This window comes from Leptospira harrisiae, assembly GCF_002811945.1.
Classification (GTDB): Bacteria; Spirochaetota; Leptospiria; order Leptospirales; family Leptospiraceae; genus Leptospira_A; species Leptospira_A harrisiae.
The window spans coordinates 112,926-128,958 of the sequence record NZ_NPDX01000006.1; the positions used below are offsets into that span (position 1 = coordinate 112,926).

The following is a 16,033-nucleotide window of genomic DNA, read 5'->3' on the forward strand; positions in this document are numbered from 1 at the left end:
TTCTCTCAAAATGGAATTTTTGCAAATCTCCCCTGTGCGCAGCACAGGGCGATCCTCTTACTTGAGAATTTAAAATGAATTAAGACTTTTTGGAAGTAGATTTAGGGGAAGTCTTCCCCTTTTTTAAAGGAATTGTGGGTTTAGCTGTGGATCGTTTGGATTTAGAACTGCCTGCAATTGATGACTTTTTAGATGACTTTGAGCCAGAGCGATCGACAGACCTTTCCTCTTCTCCTGACAAAAGATCGCTTGGGACCCTGCCATTGCGTTTGACCATATAGATGAAATGTCGGACATACTGAGTGTATGGCTCAGGGATGGTCTTTGGATCGAAGTTTTTTGCGTCTTGGAGGAGCTGGTTGACATGTGCCAAAGGGAGGTCGTCTTTACTGGTTGCCATAAGAATTTCCAATCGTTTGCAAATCTCCGAGTCATTGACTTCGGTTGAAAGTTTTCGCATGGCGTTGAGAAATTTTTGGAAGGCAACTCGCTTCGGCTGAGACATATCCCCAGAAAACCAAAAAGTCCTGGGCTGGCAATCGATTTTACAGAGAAATGCTCTGGTCCATTGTCAAAAACCAAAACGCCAAAAGTGAAATTTGATTTTTTCAGTTGGGAAATGTTCAGCACTCCCGCTGCAAATTCCACTCCTCCAGATGAGAACGGAAATTCAATTTGCGAATCCGAATTTATAAAGAGGGAAGAAGTAGAAAAAACGACTGGTGCATTTTCCAAGTGCAATGACTCTGATGTTGCCATTTCTGTTTTTGCTTCAACGACAACTTGGTAAACCAATCCATCCCTAAGTTCAATCGGAGTTAGGAGTTCGTCGCTTGGAATGATGACTGGAAGGTCTGCCACATCTGCAAATAGACCTGATACAGGAAAAACAAAAAAGACAACGAGCAACGCCAAGGAGGCTCTGCTTTGCAACTTTTGTGCCATTTTTTTTGTTTTTTCCAAGAAAACCATAGTGTTCTCCTCAGTTTTCACTGAAAACTAAGAAAAATAAAGCATTTTTTAGTGATTTTGGCTATTTTTTAATGATTTGAGACCGAACGCAGAGCTTCCATTCCCAGAGTACAATTTCATGTTCGAGGTCTTGTGCAGTCTCTTGTTCCTTTGCAAGCAGGGCGTAAATCATATGTGAGATCTCTTTAGAAAACCCCGCGTCCAATTCTTTTTCAAAATCGACGACACGAAATTCTAAAATCAGGACTGCCAATCGAAAAGCTTCATTCATGGCGATGAGCTGTGGCTTTACCACGTCGAGTTCTGGTTTTTTTAATTCGTTTTTGATCATTACATCTAAAAAAGTTCGGATGAACATGACATCGTCTGAAGATAAATGAAAGTCCAAGAGGAGTTGTTTTACTTTGTCCAATTCCATAGCCCGGAGGTGGATCCTTGCCAAAAATACTGGGTTCTCGCTATAGGTATTTAGATTTTGATTTTTGGCAACATCGGTGGCTCGTACCTTGTCGTAATCAACCACACCCTTGTCTTTGGATTCGTCTTTTTTGGGCGACTGTGATTCTGCCGAAGTGTTGATCCTTTTTTTGATCACAAGAATGTTCATACTAGGATAACGAATTTTGAAAGATACCATATCGGAACGAGGGATCTCTTCGTCGACAACGAGGAATTGTGCCTGCTCTCCCCGCTCCCAAGCCGCCATCAAATCTTCTTTATTTTTATAATGATAAATGACAACAGGCAGAACATCGCTCAGGCTTCCTGTCCCCAGATAGATGGTTTTGATTTCGTTGGAAAATCCGTGTTGGTAAGGGATGACCAATTTCCCTGCCTTAACATTGACAAAAGAAAGTTCACCTAAATGGAAGTGGGAAACATCAAAATCATCCCCAAAAAAACCAACCCTAGGGACGTTGACGACAATGGAATTATTCCTTGCACCCTTTGGAACTTCCGGTCCTGAATCGGTAAAAACGACGTAGGTCAGCTTGGAAAGGCGTACTTTGACGAGAAAACCAGCAGGGGTTTTTCGTTCTTCGTAAACAGTATCATCCATCTTTAAATTAACCCAAGCTGTTTCATTTTATACTGAAGGGAACCTCTCGAAATACCCAAGGCCTTTGCCATCCGGATTTGGTTGCCCGAAAAGATCCGCATCGCCAGAAGAATCTTCTGCCTTTCTAAGGCCTCTGTCCCGCGCCGCAAGTCTAAATCTTCGGCATCAGGAATCTCTAAATCCATCTTAAATCTTCCAGGTTCCAAATCAGAAAGTTCCACTTGGTTTGACCTACAGGTCAAAATTCCTGTTAAAATAGCATTCCTTAAATCGGTAAAATTTTCAGAATAAGACCTAGAAACCAATTCTTGCAAACTCGATTCCCCTAACTGCAAACCCGATCGGTTCTGCGAACTACACAGTTCTTCAAATATGGCCCGAACCAAAGTTTGCAATTTTAGTTTTGGAAGAAACCTTAGCGATGGTAGTACCAACGAATTTTTTCTCAAAAATCTTTCAAACTCAGGCAATAATTCTTGGCCCATTTCTTCCGGTCCTAACAAAAATAACGACCCGGAATGACCCGACTTGGACCACCAATCGGAGAGAATTTGTTGTTGCCCCAGATTCAAAGTGTGGATCCCTACTAAAACCAAACTCCCATTCCGAGATTCACTCCCCCAAGCAGAAAGAGCTTTTTCCAGTTTTCCAAAATGTTCAGGTAAAGATTCAATAACCAAAAAAGGAGCCCCCGGTAAATGGTTTTGGTGAATCCATTTGGCTAAACTTTTTTTCCCAGACCCGGGAGGACCAAGGATAGAAAGAACCTTCTGTTTAGAAAATTCGGATACTGCCAAATCCAGATTGGGGATTTCTTGGCGATAGAGGGCTTGCGAATTTTCTTGATTATTGAGGACCAACTGCGGTGTTTGAGGTTTTGTCCTTCCCCATTCCTTCCCAATTTTTTCAGAAAAAAGAGAGATAAAAATTCCAGCTGGAACCTCGGAGGATTCTTCAATTTCGACCAGAATAAATCCGATTTCCCTTTGCCCAGAGCGAATGGGAACTGCCATGGCATTAGTTTTTTTTCCAAACAATTCGAACTCAGTTCCAGAAAAAAACACTGGCTCTTGGGAATTCATAAGCTCTTCCCAATGTAAGGAATCTCGATTCAAAAAAGAATAATAAAAGCCGTCTTCGCCATAACCAAAACTGGAAGATTCATAAAAGGAATCTTCGTTCTCAGCTTTCAATACCACTACACCCGACGAAAACCCAAGCTCCGTACATAACCTTTCCCAGAGATTGGGAAGGACAGATTCCATCCAATCCTTGCCCGTAATTTCAGAGGCAAGTAGGGAAATGGCTTGGGAAGGCATGCTATGAAACTGTTTAAATTTAATCACTTTGTCAAGTACGTACCTATTTGAATGTCGGACGTCCGACCAAAAGAAAGGAGATAGTTTTTGCTAATTTTCAGTATGTCGGATGTCCGACAATGAAGGAAGAAAGTTCCGAAAAATCCTTTTTTTGGTGCTTTCTAAAAATACAATTGATCCCAAATTTTCGGCAAGAAAGCATACCATTTGGGAAGGGAAAAAGAGATAGATGATCACCATTGCAGTTGCAAACCAAAAAGGCGGAGAAGGAAAAACAACGACTTCTTTGAATCTTGCCATGGGATTGGCACGTCGAAATCTTAAGACCCTTCTCATCGATATGGATCCTCAGGCAAATTCCACAGGAATATTTCTGAATCCAGAGACGGTCGAAAAAGACCTCGCCCATCTTTTCCAAAACTCAGCCAATCTCAAAGAAATCATCGCACCTGCGTATAACGAGCATTTGTGGATAGCGCCGTCTAGCATGCGTTTGGCGGAAATGGAAACAGTATCCGTCAACTCTGTGGAGGCCCCCTATATTCTCAGAGACTCACTATCCGGAATTAAGGATTTTGACTTTGTCATCATTGATTGTCCCCCTTCTCTTTCCATTTTCACAGTAAACAGTTTAGTGGCTGCCAACTACGTTCTCATCCCTCTCCAAGCCGAAAAGTTTTCAATGGATGGGATCATGGGGCTACAGCAAACGATTTCTTCGATCAAAAAGAGAATCAACCCGGACCTGGAAATCTTGGGAGCTCTCATCACCCAACTAAAACCCCAGACCCTCCTGACAAAAACCATCCTCCCGGTTTTGACAAAATATTTCCGAATTTTCGACCACACCATTTCTGATGGAGTGGCGATCGGAGAAAGCCATCTTGCAAAAAAATCTGTTTTTGATTACAACAAAACTTCAAGGCAATCTCAAGAGTATGAGGGTTTTATCGAGGAGGTCTTAAATGAGCTCAAAAAGTAAACGACTCGGAACTCTTGCCGATATCTACCAAGCGGAAAATTTGGACGGAACCATTCGGACCATTCGAATGGACCGAATCGAACCATCTGAACACCAACCTAGACAAGAAAGAAAAAAGGGAATTGAGGAACTAGCCCAGACCCTTAAGGCCGATGGGCTTCTACAGCCGATCATCGTGTCCAAAGGCGAACGAGAGGGTTCTTACAAAATCATCGCAGGCGAACGAAGATACCATGCTGCAAAATCTTTGGGTTGGTCCGAAATCGAATGCAAAATCTTAAACCGTCCAGATAAAGAAATTTATAAATTAGCTGTCATAGAAAACTTACAAAGGGAAAATCTCTCCCCCTATGAAGAAGTAGATGCCCTTCTCTTTTTAAAAAATTCCCACAACTACACAGATCAAGAGTTAGGTGACCTTTTCGGGAAAAGCCGTAGCTACATGACGGAAGTCCTCTCCATCACCTCTATGTCAAAAGTTGATTTAGAAAAATGCAAAAAAAACGAAATCTACAATAAGAACCTTTTGGTGCAAGCTGCCCAAGCCGCCAAAAAGGGAAGTCTAGACGAATTTTTAACCCTCTTCCACAAGGGAGCTTTGAAGACTGTCCGAGATGCAAAGGACTTTAACAAACAAACAAAATCAAATGAATCCAATCCTACTAAAACTTCCCTACTTTCCGGGTATAAAATAAGAAGGTCTGGAAACGGAATCCAAATCCTTTCGGATGATGAAATCCTCCTTGGAGATATCTATAAATTCATCCGCAAAGAATTGGTCAAAAAATACGGCGACTCGGCATAACCCAAACACGTACTAAGCAGTCAAGTACTTAGGAAAAAAATTTATATGCTGCGAGTGGAAAAATGCTGTACGAACTTGACACCAGCCGGAATCCGACAATAATGTGACATAATAAAAGTGATTTGAGTTTGAGCAAACGTTTCTTGGTGATCAAGAGACGTGGGGTCTGTAGTATCCCAACCCGAAACATAAAAAAATTCCCCTGGTGTTCCAGGGGGTCGGGGTTTCCCGAAGGAATGTTGTTGGATGAGACATAATTAACATTATGTCAGATAATGTCAACTCCTTCGTAAAATTTGCTTAAATTTGGTTTAATTTTTGCAGAAAAGCGGAGGAGCTTTTGTGAGCGACCAGCGGCATCCCTATATCCGACTGATGACCGACATCATAGATTCTGGTGTTTGGGCGGGCCTATCCCATGCCGCCAAAACTCTCTACCCAGTTCTATTAAAATTCAGTGATTACAATTTTAAACCGGTATGGCCTAACACCGAGACATTGATGCGACTCACTGGCTTCAAAACCAAAAAATCCATTGTCTCTGCGAAAAAAGAACTCACGCAGGCGGGCCTACTCTACCAAGTTCCGGGGAGCGGCAGGACCTCAACCAGGTATCATTTTTCCTTCCACTATGAGGGTTCCAGGATTACCCCTCTGGGGGATACAAACTTCACCCCCAGAGATTCCGAGACGGGTACCCCTGAGGGTGCGAAACAGGCAGGTAAGGGGGGTGCAGATGGGACCCCTAACCATATTAATATAACTATATCTAATACAAACAATGTACCGGCAACGCCGGCTGCCTTGGAAATGGAGAGAGAAAAAGAAGGTAAAAAAGGATTCGAAAACCTTGTTGCCCTTTTCGGTCCTGAAATTGCGTTAGAAGCCTATAAAAAAGCAGTTTCATTGCATATGGAATCAGACAACACATACCTCCAGTCCCTCTGCCGAGAGTTGGTCTCTAAACAGCGACAAGAAGTGCTTAAAACTGAGCAAAAAATTCCAATGGAGGATGGCCTGTCTCACCCTGCTTCTTGGGCTGGATTTCTTTCTTGGGCGAGTAAGGAATTGACCCAATCTTCCTGGAACCAATTGGAAAGAATGCAGGTGCAGATGGATGGGAATGTCATTGTCATAGGCTCTCCCCTCCAAGGACATTTGCGCCAAATTGTACAAATGTATTTTACAGAGCGGGTCAAACCAACAGTCCTTGTTGTGTTTTCAGAAAAGGAAGAAGGCTCACGCCTCAGTGAAATTCGATAGACTGGATAGAAAAACGGTATTTTTTGGAAGGAATCAGCATCAAAAAGCGCATGAAAGATCATTTAATTCGCACAAGCCACCCCTACTCTTTACCCATCAAATCAGTATCCACTTCTGGAACCTTTGAAATCAAAAATGAAGAATTTTTATCCTTTTTCGAAGAAAAGGAACAGTCCTCCCTTTCCTCCATCATCTTCAAGTTTGATGACGTTGTGTATTTCAATGGGATAGAGCTTTTGCCAGGGAAAGACGGATTGGATTTTTTCCCTGACTCTTTCCGATTTGAATTGTCCCATGATGGAAAGTATTGGGAACCGATCTTACAAGAGTCTTCTTTTCGAAAATCCTTTAAAACTTCCGCAAAATGGCTATTTTCTCTCACTAGCGCCCGTTATGTGAAGTTTGTATCCAAAATTTCTAGAAAGGCAAGTAACGGAAAAAATCGGATTAGTTTTGGTCAATTGAAGATTCTTATCACTGGGGTTCAATCCATCCAGGCAAGTTCGGAATTGGATAGATTAGCTGTGAAAGAAAATCTTTTTGATACAAGGCCAGATTATGGATGGTCTTCTAAAAAGAAGGAAGAACCAGAAGACGAATATTTGATTTTGGATATGGGTTCCGTGAATCGCATTGAAGAGATGCGAATGCTGACTAAAAATGATCCAACAACAAATTTTCCGGAACGTTTTGTTACTTATTATAGCGAAGATGATATTACTTGGCACCAGTTGCATGAAGAAAATTTCTTTTTGTCGGAACCTGGCACTTGGTATAAATGGAGATTTTCTCCTGTTAACTTACGGTATTTGAAATTAGTTTTTTTTCAAGAGAAACAATCAAATAAAAAAGATTATGTGACAGAAGTCATCGAACTCGAGTTATATTCTAGTCCAGATAAAAAAGATTATGGTGGACCAGCAAGGGAACCTCTTCCTTATGCTTCAGTCCTACGTTCCGGGATCATTCGTTTGGCAGTAGATGGGGAAGTGAAAGAAGGTGTTGTGGTTCAAGCCAACGACAGAAGGTTGCGCGACGCCACTACCGAATACCGAGGAATTGTGGAATTGGCCTCAGACGGGGAAGAAAAACCTGGTGTTGCCGTTCAAGGAAATGATAAACGACTAAAAATCGCCACCGAACTAACACATGGTCTTGTAAGGTTGTCTCGGAGTGGCGAAGCAAGGCCAGGTCTTGTGGTTCAGTCGGACGATGAACGATTGCGGAGTGCCTCCACAGATCATCCAGGAATCGTGGAACTAGCATTAGATGGAGAAACTCGTCCGGGAGTTGCAGTCCAAGGTAATGATTCTAGATTGCGTGTGGCCACTAAAAAATCGGTTGGACTTGTTCAGTTGGCAGATGCAGGTGAAGTTGCTGTAGATAAAGTTGTGACAGGCGATGATCCACGATTAAGAGATGCGACAACCACTGCAAAAGGAATTGTACAACTGGCATCAAACGGTGGAGAAGAGCCAAACACTGTAGTGCAAGGGAACGACAAACGTTTGAAACATGCGAGTACCGAACTTCATGGAATTGTGCAACTCGCTCATTCAGGTGAAACCAAACCAGGCGCTGTGGTTCAAGGGAATGACAAACGTTTGGCGAAGGCTGGGTTTCAGGATGCAGGAATTGTCCTACTTGCGAACCATGGAGAAGCGGTTCCGGGTAAGGTAGTGTTATCTGATGATCCAAGATTGTCAGACAAACGAGATCCAAAACCTCATACTCATTCTTATGCAGAAAAAGAACATGATTTTAATTCTCATACAGGACTACTGAAAATCACAGGAGAGGCAGAAGCCTCCTCCAAAGGATTTGTCCCTCCTCAGGCAAATGATGCGATCATTTTTGGAAAAAATACTAAAGTGGGAGCTGGTGTAGTTGGAGTTTCTGTTGGCACAGGTGTATCTGGATACGGGGAATCTGTGGGAGTCTCGGGAATTTCTAAAGGACAGGCATCCAAAAAATCGGCAGGGATTTTAGGTGCCGGCACGACGGCACCAGGTGGTCGTTTCGTTTCTCAATCCGATTATGCATTGATCGTTGATGGAAAAGGGATTCCTGAAATTGAACTTTCTGGTTCTGGCAAAGCAATTTATGCCAATGGTGAATCTTTGTTTGAAGGGAATCTTCGCATTACAAGAGAAGGTGGCGAAGAGTGTATTGCTCGTTACTTTAGATTGGATGGCAAAGATGTGGTGACGGCTGGAGACTTGCTGATTGCAACAGAGGAACCGGGAGTTTTGGGAAGATCCAAACACCCCTATTCCACCAATGTCATAGGTGTTTGTGTGGCCAATGCACATGTGGTGTTTGGAAAACAAGAAAAGGCTGTGGAATACGTTCTTGTGGCCTTACTAGGAATGACTAAAATCCATGTAGATGCAACACAAGTTCCTATTTATCCGGGAGATCTTTTGGTATCAGGGCTTTCCTCTGGCCATGCTGTGAAAGCAGATCCGGCAAAACTGAAACCAGGAATGCTTGTGGCAAAAGCCATTGAAGCTTGTAAACGAGACAAAGGAAGTATCCTTTGTATGTTAACTTTCTCCTAAGAACAAAGGCTGGGAGGTGGGTTTTTTTATAAAACCTGCCTCAATCGCCCTTCTCAGTAAATACTCTACTGCCCCGTGCCCTTCATTCCCTAAGTTTTTTGTAAAATTATTTACATACAAGTTGATATGGGATTTGATCACCGCATCATCTTTGTTTTGTGAATTTGAGCGAATATAATCCATCATTTCTTTGGGTTCTGAATATGCTGCATTAAGGCTTTCTCTGAGATTGGATTGGAATAAAAGTGCCTCTTTGCGAGGTATATCTCTTCGAATTGCGATAGCCCCTAAAGGGATCGGGTATCCTGTTGATTTTTCCCACCATTCCCCTAGATCTACTACTTTTTCCATTCCTCTTTCTTCGTAGGTGAATCTTTCTTCATGGATGATGACACCAAGACTTTCTTCTTCACTCAAAACCTTTGGAATGATCTCATCGTAACGAAGTGCCGTTGGTTTTTGTGTTCCATTCGTGTATAAAGACAAAAGTAGGTTTGCTGTAGTAAGTAAACCTGGTATATACAATTGTTTGTAATTGTTTAAGTCTGTTTTGGAATTTTTTTTTCTGACAAGGATGGGACCACAACCTCTTCCTAAAGCAGATCCGGTTTCTAATAAAATGTATTTTTCAATGATATGGAAATAAGCAGCAAACGAAAGTTTTGTGACTGGAAATCTCCCTTGGAATGCGAATTCATTTAAGTTTTCCACATCGTATAATTCTTCCCTGACTGGGTAATTCGTGTTTCGAATCAAATGGTAAAAAAGAAATGTATCGTTTGGGCATGGGGAATAAGCTAAAGAAATCATAGGCTAAAAAAGAACTCCTTTGTGGGTGTGATCCAGATGATCCTTACAATTAAAAAAACAAACAAACTAAGAGAAATACTTAAAAATAAAGGTAAAAAAAGGTTTTTAAGCTTATTTTCTAATAACAAGGAAAATGGCAGTATGAGTGTAAACATTCGACTTAGGTTATCAAAGGATCGCCAATAGCCTTGTTCGGCAATAAGAATGACAAACAAACTTCCGAAAATTGGAACAAGTATATATATATCCTTTGAAAAATTGTTTTTTATCGATTGAAGAGAGACAATGGAAATAGAAAAGAATAAGATGAAAAATAAAATTTTTGGAAATTCTTTTAATTTGAACTGAAAAGAACCATGGTCTTGAAAACTTTTAAAAAAACCAAATAAAGGTAAGTCTGTCATGTCTCTGAAACCAAGGGGGTTTGTCCCCAAATGATTTGGCGGATGGATGAGTCCAAAAACTACCAAACATAAAAATGTGATTCCGGGAATTGAATAGGCAAACATATGTTTCCAGTTTTTTTCTATGAATGCTTTATAAATGATCGGAATTAAAAATAAAACCCCTAACTCGCGAGTGATCACCATCAGGAAAAAAAAGAAAACAGACAAACTGTGTTTTTTGTTTTTGAAAAAATAAAATGCAATGATTCCGAAACTAACAAATAGAGAATCGGCAACTAAAAGTAAATTGGCGTTCAGTGAAAATGGAGAAAACAAATAAAAAACAACAAACCACTTTTTGGTTTCTGGAAGTAAGGAATACAAACAAATAACAGAGACCAAAAAAGTAGAAAATAAAATGATGAGTGTGGTGATCGGGTAATAAGCAAACCCCAATAATTTTGAAGCGGCACCTGCAAACAGAGAAAGCCCTAAACGATGAAAGCGGAAATGATAAGAATCTACAATCAAATCCCAATCTGAGGAATCAAACAGATCTTTTGCGAGAAAGTAGAAAAATTGCCCATCATATCCGCCGGATTTGTAGATTACAAAATTTGTATCTACCAGGTTGGGATTGATTTCGTAAAACCCTTCCCAAATTCCAATTAATGCTGAAAGGGAATGGTCATAGGGTGCGATTTTGAAATAAATAAGTATCCCTACTCCCAAAATGTAGAAAACCAATAGAAAACAAAGTTGGTAGAGCTTCACACTTCCATTTTGCAAATTTTAACAGATTCGAAAAGGAATTTCTCTGGAATTTTATGAAGATTCTGACAGTTTGTATCCAAAGTTGGGGTAAATGAAAGAAGTTCTCGTTACAATCCAAAGTGTGTATCAATATTTAGAAAAACTTGGCCCCAAAAAATCCTTCCAGATTTTGAAGAATCTAGGTTATGAGAAGTTGCTTTCTTTGACGGGTAAGGTTCCCAAGGAGAGGTTGATCGTTCTTACTCAAAAATTAAGTGAAGATACGGTTGTGGAACTAGTCAAACAAATCCCTGAGAAGATTCTCGTAGAGATGATTCGAGAGAATGAGGATGATGATTTAGTTTATTTTATTCATTCCCTGCCTATGACAGATTTGGCCCTTGTATCTAGGAGCATTCCTCCTTATGATGTAGGGTTACTTGCAAAAACATTAGGTCGCGAAACAAGTGTTGAAATTCTAAAAACCTTAGGGATTGAAAAATCAATTGCGTTACTCAAAGAAATTCCAATGAAAGATTTCCTTTGGTTGGTAGATGAAATTCAAGTAGGCTCTGTCATTCAACTTGTGAGCGAACTTTCAGTTGCTGATTGTAAAAAATGGATCAAACAACGTGGTTTAGAAGAATTGCCTGTTCTTGTTAAGTTTTTTGGCGTAAACAATGCCATTCAGATTTTTAAAAAGTTGGGTATGAGTAAAGCACTTGAGATGATGTATTTATTGGGAACAAGGGAAATGTTGGAGTTGTCACTTTTACTCTCTGGTATGCAATTAGAAGAAAAAAATATGCCTGCGATTGTGATGTTGAAACCGAATGATTTATCTTCCAAAGCCAAAACAAAAGTAGCGCCGAAGAAAAAACAAATTCCCAAAAAGAAAAAAACTTCTAAACGGTAACGTTTACTTTAGGAAATAAAATTGTAAATTTACTTCCTTCGCCCATTGTGCTTTCGACAAAGATCTCTCCGGACATTTTGTCCACGAGTGATTTGACAATAGATAAACCAAGTCCTGTCCCCCCGATTTTTTTATTATCGGAAGATGGGATTCGAAAGAACCGATCGAAGATTTGATTTTTATAATTTGGATCAATTCCTATACCTGTGTCTTCTACAATGATTTCGATTTTTCCATTGATTTCTCGAATTGAAATTCCAATTTTCCCTTTAGATGTATATTTCAAGGCATTTACATACAAATTGGTTATGATTTGAGAAAATTCAAATTTGATTCCTCGAAGGAAAAAACCTTTTTTGAGTGATAAGTCCCACTCGATGGGTTTACCTTTTGCAAGATGCGAATTCATATGAATGACATCTTCAATTACAGGGACCGGATCAAATATTTCGATGACTTCGTCTTCTTTGTCTTTTTCTCTCGAAGTGGTTAGTTTGAGTAGGTTTTCGATTAAAAAGCTAAGTCTTTTTGCGTTTTTATCAATCACTTCTAACATGTTTTTATGTTCGGTGTTAAAAGGTAATGATGTGTCCGATTTAAAAAATTCCAAGTAACCTCTAATGTTTGTCATGGGGCTTCTGAGTTCATGGCTAACATTGGAGATAAATTCATGTTGTAATCTTTCTTGTTCTTTCTTTTCTGAGTTGGGGCGGAATTGAACCTGGTAACGTTTTTTTGGTGATAGAAGTATGGAAGTAAAACTGATGTCAACTTCTAGTTTGTTGCCATCTTTTAACATGATTTCTGCATCAGGTAAAGATAACATTGTATCAGAGGAAAGATCAGAGCCAAATCGGAGTTGCTTTGATACTTGGTTACCTAAAATTATATCTTCAATACTTAGTTTTGTGATATCGCCACGAGTGTATCCAGTAAGGGATCTAAATTGGTTGTTTGCTTCTAAAATACTCCCTGTGTCAGCATCAACGAGGGCAATGGCTTCTCTTGAAAATTCAAATAAATATCGATATTTTTCTTCTGAGTATTGTAAGTCAACGGCGGATCTATCTAATTTGATTTCTAAAATTGAGATTAAATTTTCAAGTTCTGTAATTTCTTCCCTTTGTAATTCAAGTTTTGCATTGAATGAATCTAACATTGAGTTAACAAGTACTTTAACTCGGTTGTCTAATTGTAATGTCTCATCTGAGTTGAGTCTTGAATTGTAGTTGCCTTGCAAAATATCTAAAACAACGGAGTTAACATCAACAATAAGATGCCGTACAGCATTAAGTTTTCTATAGTTGATTTGTGAAGGAGCATGCAGTTTTGTTTCTGCTGGCTCTTGGAAAGAATTTAACTTTCGAACATCAAAAACTTTTTTTGGTTCTAACGCAGAAAGGATTTCATCAAAATCGAACGCGGCTCTGACCGCATCAGGTTGGATTACCCTTCGTATGAGTCGAAAATATACATCTTTTAGGAGTGGGAATAGTGTAATTGAGTCTCCTTGATAAGAAAAGATTCCTTTTTGAATGAGAGGGTTTGAGTTTAAAAGATTTTTCGTCTCCCCTACTCTAAGATGTGGATAAAAATGAGAGAGTTGCAAGTCTTCCCATAAGTTTCCTGCACTGAGTTGGTTTGTGTTTTGCAAAAGATCAATTGCTTTTTTGACTGCAAGGAGAACGCCAGAAATCTCTCTTCCGGTTTTTAGAACTGCATCGCCGCTGAACGCAAGTAAGGTGGACGGAAAAAATGATTTAGTTTCGAGAATCGGTAGTTCCAGAGTATTTGCAAAGTCTTGAAAGTTTCGAAGAAATGGGCTGGAAAATGGATCAGAGACTAAACCTAAACAAGAAGGTTTTAAAAATTCTTTTTCCTCTAAAAACCCCGGAGTATCAATGTATCTTACTTTAACTGGATTTTTGGGAGCGTATTCTTCTAAAAATTTTTCTGCATAAAGTCTCTCTACTGAATATTGGTGAGGAACGGGAAGTATGTAAGCTTTATTTCTTGTGAGGTCTTCAGGTTTGAATTGGAATCGGGAATAAAATGATAAAGGTGAATGATAAAGATAAATCCCTTTGTAAATTCGTTTGAGTTTTGATTTTTTGAGAAAGCTGTCTTGTAAGTAAGCAATGGTTGGTACTTCTCCCGCTTCCACTCGACCAGCGTCCAGTAATGGCATGATGGCCTTATGGTGGGTATTTACATGGAGAGTGACTTTGACGCCAAATTCTTCGAAGTATCCCTTTTTATAAGCGACGACAACGGGTAATGAACTAAGACGACTTGTTATACAAATCTGGATCACATGGCAACAATCCCAAAAATAGGGATCGTTGCCAAATCTTTCTATTGCGTTTTGTCTTTAAGTAGAAAAAATCTCTTGGAGAAATTCGGTAGTTCTTTTGGTATACTCGGAAACTTCCTTTTCATCCATCACCTTTGCGGAGAGTAAAGCAAGGTCATAAATAGTCCTAGCCAATTTTTTCCCCTTTTCTGGGTTTACTCCTTCAAACACTTGTAAGGCGGATTTTACAAGAGGAGACTTGGAGTTTATCATAAGTGTATGTGATTTAAGAATGTTTTTCATGTCATCGCGGTTTAACATAGAGTTCATTTCCGACATCCTTCTCATAAACTCTGGCAACAGAATGACTCCAGGAACCTCCAAAGATTTGAGGGCTTCTACTTTAATTTCAACTCCTTCGGTTGGTAAGGATGATAAAAATAAATTTTGAATTCGTTCTGATTCCGTTTTGTTATCTTCGTTGACTAAATCTTTGGGAGCTTCTTTATCCACAACTTGGTCTGCTATTTCTGAATCAACTCTTTGGAACTTCCAATCCGGATTTTTCATTTCCAAATGTTGGATAAGATGGGAGTCAATTTTGGAGTCTACAAGTAAGGCTTCTAATCCTTGCGATTTTAAAAGTTCCATATAAACAGATCCCATTTCTGTTTCATTTGCATAAAAGATCTTGTTTTGATTTTTTTCCTTATTCTTTTCCCAATATTCTGAAGTTGTAGAATAACCACCTTCTGAATTTTTAAAAATGAGGTGATCTTTCATTGCCTCAAAAAACTTTTCATCCGTGAGCACACCATATTTTACAAATAGAGAAATGTCATTCCAGTTTGATTCATATTTTGGTCTGTCTTTTTTGAAATCTTCAATCAAACGGTCAGCGACTTTTTTAATGATATGATTTGAGATTTTTTTGACTAAAGGATCGTTCTGAAGGTAAGATCTCGAAACGTTTAAAGGTAGGTCAGGGATGTCTATTGTTCCTTTTAAAATCGTGAGAAATTGAGGGATGAGTTCACTTGCATTATCACTGACAAATACGTGATTACAAAAAAGTTTGATTCCATTTTTTGAAGCTTCTAATTCATGAGTTAACTTTGGAAAATATAATATTCCTTGTAAACGAAACGGATAATCAACGTTTAAATGGATATGGAAAAGTGATTCTCCTGAAAATGGGAATAGGTATGAATAAAAGTCTTTATACTCTTCCTGATTGATTTTGGCAGGTTCTTCCGACCATAATGGTTTTTCGCGGTTTGCTTTTTCGCCTTGGACATAGATTCCCACTGGTAAAAAATCACAATATTTTTTGATTAATTCTTTTAATTTCCATTTGTCTAAATATTCGCCAGACTCGTTGTCCAGATAAAGAGAAATTTTGGTTCCTCTGGTTTCCTTCTCAATGGGTGAAATAGTAAAGTCAGTTCCTGACTCGCTAGACCACAAAACAGCTGTTTGTCCTTTTTTGTATGATTTAGTTTCTATGGTTACTTTTTTAGAAACCATAAACGAGGAATAAAATCCTAGTCCAAAGTGGCCAATGATTTCTGCTTTGTTTTCAGCGTTTTGATATTGTTTTGCAAAATCTGTGGCTCCCGAAAAAGCGATTTGATTGATATATTTTTTGACTTCTTCGGTTGTCATTCCGACACCATTATCTTCGATACTTAGAATTCTCGCATCTACATCGAAGTTTAAATCAATTTTATAATCGTTTCCACCATCGAACTCTTCAGATAATGAGATTTTTTTTAGTTTCGTAATTGCATCACTTGCGTTTGAAACTAATTCTCTTAAGAAAATATCTTTTTCGGAATATAACCATTTTTTGATAATAGGAAAGATATTCTCTGTTTCTACGCTAATTTTTCCCGTTTCTTCAGCTGACATAC

12 protein-coding genes are annotated in these 16,033 nt (G+C 39.2%); 5 read left to right on the forward strand and 7 right to left on the reverse strand.

The genetic code is table 11. The features are described from left to right. Positions 1-79: 79 nt before the first annotated feature. The 3 genes from CH364_RS18870 to CH364_RS16720 all read right to left on the reverse strand — a co-directional run bounded on the left by CH364_RS18870 (position 80) and on the right by CH364_RS16720 (position 3,351). A complete protein-coding gene (locus CH364_RS18870; protein WP_100744891.1) occupies positions 80-505 on the reverse strand; it encodes a phosphatidylinositol phospholipase in 426 nt (141 codons plus the stop codon). 528 nt (positions 506-1,033) lie between these two features. Then, positions 1,034-2,032 carry a hypothetical protein gene (locus CH364_RS16715; protein ID WP_100744889.1) on the reverse strand — a complete coding sequence of 333 codons (999 nt, stop codon included), beginning with the start codon at positions 2,030-2,032 and terminating at the stop codon, positions 1,034-1,036. A gap of 2 nt (positions 2,033-2,034) precedes the next feature. After that, the gene (locus tag CH364_RS16720; RefSeq protein WP_100744888.1) at positions 2,035-3,351 is read right to left on the reverse strand and encodes a helix-turn-helix domain-containing protein; all 1,317 of its coding nucleotides are present in this window, start codon (positions 3,349-3,351) and stop codon (positions 2,035-2,037) included. 229 nt (positions 3,352-3,580) lie between these two features. On the opposite strand from CH364_RS16720, the gene CH364_RS16725 reads away from it, so the two are divergent. From CH364_RS16725 to CH364_RS16740, 4 genes are all read left to right on the forward strand, one after another. Next, positions 3,581-4,333: a ParA family protein gene (locus tag CH364_RS16725; protein ID WP_100744887.1), complete on the forward strand. Its 753-nt coding sequence runs from the start codon at positions 3,581-3,583 to the stop codon at positions 4,331-4,333. Further along, positions 4,317-5,138 carry a ParB/RepB/Spo0J family partition protein gene (locus CH364_RS16730; RefSeq protein WP_100744886.1) on the forward strand — a complete coding sequence of 274 codons (822 nt, stop codon included), beginning with the start codon at positions 4,317-4,319 and terminating at the stop codon, positions 5,136-5,138. The genes CH364_RS16725 and CH364_RS16730 overlap by 17 nt, the downstream gene beginning before the upstream one ends. 375 nt (positions 5,139-5,513) lie before the next feature. Next, positions 5,514-6,401 (forward strand): helix-turn-helix domain-containing protein, encoded by an 888-nt coding sequence (locus tag CH364_RS16735; RefSeq protein WP_100744885.1) that lies wholly within the window; start codon positions 5,514-5,516, stop codon positions 6,399-6,401. Between the two features lie 50 nt (positions 6,402-6,451). After that, positions 6,452-8,962 carry a discoidin domain-containing protein gene (locus tag CH364_RS16740; protein WP_100744884.1) on the forward strand — a complete coding sequence of 837 codons (2,511 nt, stop codon included), beginning with the start codon at positions 6,452-6,454 and terminating at the stop codon, positions 8,960-8,962. On the opposite strand, the gene CH364_RS16745 is transcribed toward CH364_RS16740, so the two are convergent. Together CH364_RS16745 and CH364_RS16750 are read right to left on the reverse strand one after the other, a co-directional pair. Further along, positions 8,948-9,772 carry a 1,4-dihydroxy-6-naphtoate synthase gene (locus tag CH364_RS16745; protein ID WP_100744883.1) on the reverse strand — a complete coding sequence of 275 codons (825 nt, stop codon included), beginning with the start codon at positions 9,770-9,772 and terminating at the stop codon, positions 8,948-8,950. The two genes, CH364_RS16740 and CH364_RS16745, sit on opposite strands and share 15 nt — an antisense overlap. Next, entirely contained in the window at positions 9,769-10,947 is a 1,179-nt protein-coding gene (locus CH364_RS16750; RefSeq protein WP_100744882.1) for an AZOBR_p60025 family cell surface glycopolymer formation protein, read from the reverse strand. Before CH364_RS16750 ends, CH364_RS16745 begins: the two co-directional genes overlap by 4 nt. A gap of 76 nt (positions 10,948-11,023) precedes the next feature. On the opposite strand from CH364_RS16750, the gene CH364_RS16755 reads away from it, so the two are divergent. After that, positions 11,024-11,827 (forward strand): hypothetical protein, encoded by an 804-nt coding sequence (locus tag CH364_RS16755; RefSeq protein ID WP_100744881.1) that lies wholly within the window; start codon positions 11,024-11,026, stop codon positions 11,825-11,827. Here the strand turns inward: CH364_RS16755 and CH364_RS16760 are convergent. Together CH364_RS16760 and htpG are read right to left on the reverse strand one after the other, a co-directional pair. Next, positions 11,817-14,141: a sensor histidine kinase gene (locus CH364_RS16760; RefSeq protein WP_100744880.1), complete on the reverse strand. Its 2,325-nt coding sequence runs from the start codon at positions 14,139-14,141 to the stop codon at positions 11,817-11,819. The genes CH364_RS16755 and CH364_RS16760 overlap by 11 nt on opposite strands. A 57-nt stretch (positions 14,142-14,198) precedes the next feature. After that, positions 14,199-16,031, reverse strand: a complete 1,833-nt coding sequence (htpG, locus tag CH364_RS16765; protein WP_100744879.1) for a molecular chaperone HtpG — start codon at positions 16,029-16,031, stop codon at positions 14,199-14,201. Between the last annotated feature and the right edge of the window lie 2 nt (positions 16,032-16,033).

Excerpts from the sequence above, each read along its gene's own strand:
- CH364_RS16715 (WP_100744889.1), bottom strand. The coding sequence starts at position 2,032 with ATGGATGATACTGTTTACGAAGAACGAAAAACCCCTGCTGGTTTTCTC.
- htpG (WP_100744879.1), bottom strand. The coding sequence starts at position 16,031 with ATGTCAGCTGAAGAAACGGGAAAAATTAGCGTAGAAACAGAGAATATC.
- CH364_RS16725 (WP_100744887.1), top strand. The coding sequence starts at position 3,581 with ATGATCACCATTGCAGTTGCAAACCAAAAAGGCGGAGAAGGAAAAACA.
- CH364_RS18870 (WP_100744891.1), bottom strand. The coding sequence starts at position 505 with ATGTCTCAGCCGAAGCGAGTTGCCTTCCAAAAATTTCTCAACGCCATG.
- CH364_RS16730 (WP_100744886.1), top strand. The coding sequence starts at position 4,317 with ATGAGCTCAAAAAGTAAACGACTCGGAACTCTTGCCGATATCTACCAA.
- CH364_RS16735 (WP_100744885.1), top strand. The coding sequence starts at position 5,514 with ATGACCGACATCATAGATTCTGGTGTTTGGGCGGGCCTATCCCATGCC.
- CH364_RS16755 (WP_100744881.1), top strand. The coding sequence starts at position 11,024 with ATGAAAGAAGTTCTCGTTACAATCCAAAGTGTGTATCAATATTTAGAA.
- CH364_RS16745 (WP_100744883.1), bottom strand. The coding sequence starts at position 9,772 with ATGATTTCTTTAGCTTATTCCCCATGCCCAAACGATACATTTCTTTTT.
- CH364_RS16720 (WP_100744888.1), bottom strand. The coding sequence starts at position 3,351 with ATGCCTTCCCAAGCCATTTCCCTACTTGCCTCTGAAATTACGGGCAAG.
- CH364_RS16740 (WP_100744884.1), top strand. The coding sequence starts at position 6,452 with ATGAAAGATCATTTAATTCGCACAAGCCACCCCTACTCTTTACCCATC.